Origin of the sequence: Dyadobacter sp. OTU695 (genome assembly GCF_038440355.1) — a bacterium.
Taxonomy (GTDB): Bacteria; Bacteroidota; Bacteroidia; order Cytophagales; family Spirosomataceae; genus Dyadobacter.
Window position 1 is genome coordinate 1 of record NZ_JASATN010000052.1, and the last position, 2,784, is coordinate 2,784.

The 2,784-nt window shown below is 46.5% G+C and carries 2 protein-coding genes and 1 pseudogene; all 3 read right to left on the minus strand.

Features of this window, described 5'->3' with window-relative positions:
- Window positions 1–67: 67 nt before the first annotated feature.
- Window positions 68–805, minus strand: coding sequence for an IS21-like element helper ATPase IstB (gene istB, locus AAHB90_RS32305; protein WP_342089462.1), 738 nt, complete (start codon window positions 803–805; stop codon window positions 68–70).
- 48 nt (window positions 806–853) lie between these two features.
- Complete coding sequence (locus tag AAHB90_RS32910) at window positions 854–1,465, minus strand: Mu transposase domain-containing protein (RefSeq protein WP_446717948.1); 612 nt, start codon at window positions 1,463–1,465, stop codon at window positions 854–856.
- Window positions 1,439–2,176: pseudogene (gene istA, locus AAHB90_RS32915) on the minus strand (IS21 family transposase); the annotation flags it as partial. The pseudogene istA and the gene AAHB90_RS32910, both read right to left, overlap by 27 nt.
- Between the last annotated feature and the right edge of the window lie 608 nt (window positions 2,177–2,784).

Here is a 2,784-nt window from a genome sequence, read left to right on the forward strand (position 1 = left end):
GCATATAGGGCCAAGCGTTACGGGAATCGTTGGGCCACTTTCCGTTTGCAATAATAGTAGTTTAAATCTAAGTACTCAACTGTTTTTTCTTTCGTAAAGAATCCCCTTCGAGCTCAATACGGTGGGAAGAGAAAACAATTCGATCAAGAATCGCGTCAGCGATGGTATTTTCCCCAATCAGGCCATGCCATTTGGACACTGGTATCTGTGTTGCAATGATCGTTGAAGATTTATCATACCGTTCTTCAATGACATCTAGCAGGACATTTCTGGCCGGTTGATCAATAGATACCAGTCCAAAATCGTCCAGGATCAGCAGTTCCGCCCTCTGTATACGTTTGATCAGTTTATGATAGGAGCCTTCGAGTTTAGCCAGCTTTGCAATGTCAAAAAACCTGGCGGTATTGTAATAGATGGTTTTATTGAGGAGTTGGCAAGCCTTGATTCCGAGACATTGAGCAAGAAAACTTTTACCGGACCCAGTGGGCCCGGTGATGATCAGATTTTCCTTTTTACTAATAAAGTTTAGACTGAGCAGCCGCTCAAAGTTTGTTTTGTCCAGGTTCCTGGTGGCCTGGTAATCGATGTCCGACGCGGCAGCGTCTTGCTTAAAACCGGCCCTGAGAATCAGGCTTTCGATGTTTCGGCTTTGTCTGCTTTCCCATTCTGTGTCCACCAGAAGGGATAGGAAGTCATCCAGGGAATAATCCTGGTACAGATGTTCGTTGACGCAGCGATGGTAGAGCGTGGCCATCGCGTTCATGCGCATTCGGCGCATTTTTTCAAGGGTGTTGTGTTCGTTCATAATTGTTTTGGTTTATAAAATTTACTGGGGTCAGCATGGCCCGGAATACTACTTATAATGGCTTGCGCCGCGGATATTGTCGTGCTGTGGAATAGTCAACTCCGGCTGTTGATTGAGGTCTTCCATATCCAGGTTGTTCTTGAGGATGTTTTCAATCGTATGATAAGATGCCTTATGGTACAGCAGTGCACGCTTGCATGCATTTTCCAAACGTGACTGGTCATATTGTTTAAGGAAAGCCAGGATGCCCTGCGCCTGCTTATAGGCGACTTCGGGGTAGCTGTACTGGCCTAATAACTTCCTAATATATTCCAGCGTACAACTGCCGACTTGTCGGGCCCGGTCTTCAAAATGCTGGGGTGACCACTGCTGGTAGGCCCTGTGCGTAGAAGGCATGTGATCGGCCACAGTGGTGTAATGGCCTGGCCGGTAACTTCTTTTATGCAGTGCAATACGGTCGTGGTTATAAAAGATCTCCACATAGTTGTGGTTATACTGGACTTCGACAGACAGTCCGGTAAAGCGGTAGGGGACGCTGTAATAATTGTGGTTTTCACTCAGGAAAATGTGGGCAGTACGCTGGACTTTGGCCCTTCTGTAATGGTGGATGCTGTAAGAGCCAGCAGGTAAAGCCTGGAGATATTCCTTTTCAAGGTCCACGAAGTGGCTCCGCCTGGTGCCGCCACCATGAGAGAATAAATAGTCATTATACTCATCCAGAAGGACTTTGATGGATTGATTAAGTTCATCCAGACTAAAGAAGGTGAACTTGCTTAAAGGATAAAATATCCGTTGGTATACCAGTTCGACGCTGCGCTCTACAAGCGCTTTATCCTGAGGGTGATGCGGGCGGGCCGGATCGACCACACAACCATAATGCAACGCAAAGTCCGTAAGCGTCCTGTTAATTACCGGGGCATATTTACTGCCTTTGCTGACAGCAGCTTTCAGATTATCCGATACAATAGCCTGTGGGACACCACCAATCCACTGCAGACAGGATTCCAGACAAGCAATAAGGTCCTCCCGTTTCTGTGAAGCAACCGCTTTTACAAAAGTATACTGGCTGCACGGCAAAACGCCTACAAAAGCCTCTACTTCGACTTGTTCTCCGGTAGTTCTATCGATGTAGGATAATCTTTTGCCACAGAAGTCTATGAAAAGCTTTTCTCCGGCCTTATGATCCAGCTTACCGCTATGATTATTTAAGGAGCGCCAACGGCGATAATGAAAAGTAAACTGGGTGTATCTATAACCCTGTGGATTTTGTTGCAGGTATTCTTTCCAAAGCGCCTGAAGAGTACACCCTGGCTTGCGCAACTGCTTTTCGAAGTACGAAAAACGTGCCGCCAGCAGTTCGTAACGCTGCTTTTCCGTCTGTGGCTCTTCTGTAAAAAGATCGCGTAGGTCTCTGGCTCGGTAAGGTTGATAAGCTCGTCAAAACCAAGATGCAGAGCCGAAAAACGGCTGGTATAATTATCAACGGTCTTACGGTTAATCTTTAACAGGTCCGCGACTTTCCTGTTGCTTAACCCCTTCAATTTTAATGCAATCAAGCTACGTATTTCCATGATATTGATCCTTTGTCCGGCCATGTCACTGAGATTTAATTCAGAAACAAGGCTATGATAAATCATGGAAAGTGGCCCAATGACTTCCGTTTTTAAGAAGTTAGATTGCCTGTACTAATAGATCAGGATCGGATTGAAGATGTTTTTGGCCCATCGACTTCCGTTTTCAGAAGCTCTGGCCAATTCTCACTCTAAGGACTGGCCCAGTGACTTCCGAATTCAAAATCGTTATTGGCCCAATTGCCTCCGTTGTCCAGCCTAAGTCAGCAAGCCTGACCCGACGAAAACTTGGCCCAACGGCCTCCGAAAATGATCCTGAATTTTGGCCCGTTGATTTCCGTTAAGACTGGCCCGCAATACTCCGAAATGACTGGCCCGGTGAAGTCCGTTTTAGACACCGGATCAGAG

What these genes read in the sequence shown, in the direction of transcription:
- istB (WP_342089462.1), bottom strand. Translation starts at nt 805, where the DNA reads ATGAACGAACACAACACCCTTGAAAAAATGCGCCGAATGCGCATGAAC.